At 70.2% G+C, this 2,853-nt stretch carries 5 protein-coding genes; 2 read left to right on the top strand and 3 right to left on the bottom strand.

All coding sequences use genetic code 11. The features are described 5' to 3' along the window. Together C5F48_RS22875 and phnG are read right to left on the bottom strand one after the other, a co-directional pair. The coding region (locus tag C5F48_RS22875; RefSeq protein ID WP_181247758.1) for a phosphonate C-P lyase system protein PhnH at window positions 1–137 on the bottom strand (137 nt) is incomplete at its 3' end. Beyond that, a complete protein-coding gene (phnG, locus tag C5F48_RS22870; protein WP_107666011.1) occupies window positions 134–580 on the bottom strand; it encodes a phosphonate C-P lyase system protein PhnG in 447 nt (148 codons plus the stop codon). The genes phnG and C5F48_RS22875, both read right to left, overlap by 4 nt. A 106-nt stretch (window positions 581–686) precedes the next feature. Here phnG and phnF point away from each other — a divergent pair, with 106 nt between their 5' ends. Both phnF and C5F48_RS22860 read left to right on the top strand, forming a co-directional pair. Beyond that, a complete protein-coding gene (gene phnF / locus C5F48_RS22865; RefSeq protein ID WP_107666010.1) occupies window positions 687–1,397 on the top strand; it encodes a phosphonate metabolism transcriptional regulator PhnF in 711 nt (236 codons plus the stop codon). 100 nt (window positions 1,398–1,497) lie between these two features. Beyond that, a complete protein-coding gene (locus tag C5F48_RS22860) occupies window positions 1,498–1,743 on the top strand; it encodes a hypothetical protein (protein WP_107666009.1) in 246 nt (81 codons plus the stop codon). Between the two features lie 76 nt (window positions 1,744–1,819). Here the strand turns inward: C5F48_RS22860 and dctA are convergent. Beyond that, a partial coding sequence (gene dctA, locus C5F48_RS22855; protein ID WP_107666008.1) for a C4-dicarboxylate transporter DctA occupies window positions 1,820–2,853 on the bottom strand: 1,034 nt, incomplete at its 5' end.

Genomic DNA, 2,853 nt, shown 5'->3' with positions numbered 1-2,853 from the left:
GACAGCGGCGCCGGCGGCTCGGCCCCGGTCAGGGTGACGATGGTGCCGGGGCGGGCCATCGCCTCCAGCATCGCGCGGAAGGCGGTCGCCGACTCGATCGGCGGCGCGGCAAAGCCGCCGCTCAGGGCGTCGTTCATGCGTCTTCTCCCCGCACCATGGTGAAAAAACTCGACCTCGTCGCCGCTGCCTTGCGGGCCCGCAGCGCCCGGCGCTCGGACTCCTCGGCGGCCAGCGGCTCCAGCACCGCCGCGCGCAGCCCCGCCGCCGCTTCGGTCTGCAGCAGCGCGTCGGTCACTGCGGCGCGCAGGGCGTGGCTCTTGTCGCGGCCCTGCACATGGGCATGGCCCACCGCGCCGCCCTCCAGCCGCACCGAGCAGCGCGTCACCGACATCTCGCCCAGGTTGAAGGGCGCGCCGGTGGCGCCGGTGCGGCCGCGCACCATCACCGCGCCGATCTCGGGCCGGCGCAGCAGGTCATGCGCCGGCAGGTCCGGCATCAGCACCGCCAGCCGCTCGGCCGGGGCGCGGGCCAGAAGCCCCATCCAGCCGCGCCGCGCCTCGTTTTCGGGAAGTCCGCTCATCTCGACACCTTGCGAAGTTGTCTGCAATCCTATACAACTATACAAATCATAGGCCAGCCGCCCACCCGGGGGCAAGCCTTCAATCGTGAAGTTTCGGTGACACCGCATGACGCGCAGCCCGATCTGGCAGGCCATCGCCGGCACCCTCTCCACCGAGATCGCCGAGGGGCATTACCTGCCCGGCGACAAGCTCCCGACCGAGGCGCAGCTGTCGCTGCGCTTCGGGGTCAACCGCCACACGGTGCGGCACGCGCTGGCCGGGCTGGCCGAGGCCGGGCTGGTCCATGCGAGGCGCGGGGCCGGGGTCTTCGTCGCCGGGCGGCCCGCCGATTACCCGCTGGGCCGCAGGGTGCGGTTCCACGAGAATGTCACCGCCTCGGGCCGCAGCCCCTCGCGGGAGACGCTGGTGCTGGAGACGCGCCATGCGGACGCGCGGGAGGCCGAGGCGCTGCAGCTTGCGGCCGGCGCGTCGGTCCATGTCTACGAGGGGCTCTCGCTTGCCGATGGCGTGCCGCTCGCCACCTTCCGCTCGGTCTTCCCGGCCGAGCGGTTTCCCGGCCTGCTGGCCGATCTGTCCGAGACCCGCTCGGTCACCGCGGCGCTGCGGGCGGCGGGGCTTGCCGACTACACCCGCGCCAGCACCCGGATCACCGCCAAGACGGCGCCGGCGGTGCTGGCGCTGCGGCTGCGGCTGAAGGAGGGCGCGCCGATCCTGCGCTCCGAGGCGGTGAATGTCGACGCCGCCGGGCGGCCGGTTGAGTTCGGCAAGACCTGGTTCGCCGGCGACCGCGTTACCCTGACCGTCACCCCGGATTGAGGGTGCGGGGCCGTAGGGGGTGGTTCCGGCGGCCGGATGCCCTACCTAGGGTAGGGAGTCCCGGAAAGACCCGGGGCAGCCCCAGAAGGAGACCGTATCGATGGCACAGTCCAAATCCAGCCTCGAAACCTTCGATCAGATGATGCGCGGCGAGCCGCAGACCGGAGCGGAGGGCGCGATGAGCAAGCCGCAGCCGCCGCGGTCCGAGCAGCAGCGCAAGGCCGATGCGACCACCGAGGCCGCCCGCCAGCTGATCGAGGCGGAGAACGACGCCCGCGCCGCCAAGACCGAGCGGCTGAAGGCGATCCGGTTGGCGCGCGAGGCCGAGGACACGCCGGCGAAGTGACGGTTCCCCACCCCAGGTACCGGAAAAGCGGCCCCGTTTCCGGGGCCGCTTTTCATTTTGGCCTTGATGTGGCGGCTCAGTCGGCGCTGGCTTCGCCCAGCTGCAGTCCGGCCGGAGCGCCGCGCAGCGGCATCGCCTCGGCATGCTGGTCGTCCCGCGCGCCGTTCATGACCGCCTGGAACCGCTCCATGTCCAGCGCGCCTTCCCAGCGGCTGACGACCACGGTGGCCACGGCGTTGCCGATGAAGTTGGTGATCGAGCGGCATTCCGACATGAAGCGGTCCACCCCGAGGATGATCGCCATCCCGGCCAGCGGCACGGTCGGCACCACCGACAGCGTCGCCGCCAGCGTGATGAAGCCCGCGCCGGTGACGCCCGCGGCGCCCTTCGACGACAGCATCGCCACCAGCAACAGCAGGATCTGCTGTTCCAGCGACAGGTCGATGTTGGTCGCCTGCGCGATGAACAGCGCCGCCAGCGTCATGTAGATGTTGGTGCCATCGAGGTTGAACGAGTAGCCGGTCGGCACCACCAGACCCACGACCGGACGGGCGCAGCCGGCGCGCTCCATCTTGTCCATCAGGCTCGGGAGGGCGGATTCCGACGAGGAGGTGCCCAGAACCAGCAGGATCTCGGCCTTGAGATAGGCGATCAGCCGGAAGATCGAGAAGCCGTTCAGCGCGCAGACGGCGCCGAGGATCACGATGATGAACAGCGCCGAGGTCAGGTAGAAGGTGCCGACCAGCGCCGCGAGGTTCACGATCGAGCCGATGCCGTACTTGCCGATGGTGAAGGCGAAGGCTCCGAAGGCGCCGATCGGGGCGACCTTCATCAGGATGTCCACCACGCGGAACACTGCGTGGCTCGCCGCCTCGAACAGCGCCACGACGGGCTTGCCCTTGTCGCCGATCAGGATCAGCGCGACGCCGAACAGGATGGCGATGAACAGCACCTGCAGGATGTTGCCCTCGACGAAGGCCGAGGTGAAGGTGGTCGGGATGATGTCCATCACGAAGCCGGTCAGCGTCGTCTCATGCGCCTTGGTGGCGTAGTCGGTGACCTTGCTGGCATCCAGCGTCGCCGGGTCGATGTTCATCCCGGCGCCGGGCT

The sequence above is a fragment of the Cereibacter changlensis JA139 genome, from assembly GCF_003034985.1.
In the GTDB taxonomy this organism is placed as follows: Bacteria; Pseudomonadota; Alphaproteobacteria; order Rhodobacterales; family Rhodobacteraceae; genus Cereibacter; species Cereibacter changlensis.
The sequence above is the reverse complement of the archived record's forward strand: the minus strand, read 5'-3'. Positions and strand labels throughout refer to the sequence as shown.

Excerpts from the sequence above, each read along its gene's own strand:
- phnG (WP_107666011.1), bottom strand. The coding sequence starts at position 580 with ATGAGCGGACTTCCCGAAAACGAGGCGCGGCGCGGCTGGATGGGGCTT.
- phnF (WP_107666010.1), top strand. The coding sequence starts at position 687 with ATGACGCGCAGCCCGATCTGGCAGGCCATCGCCGGCACCCTCTCCACC.
- C5F48_RS22860 (WP_107666009.1), top strand. The coding sequence starts at position 1,498 with ATGGCACAGTCCAAATCCAGCCTCGAAACCTTCGATCAGATGATGCGC.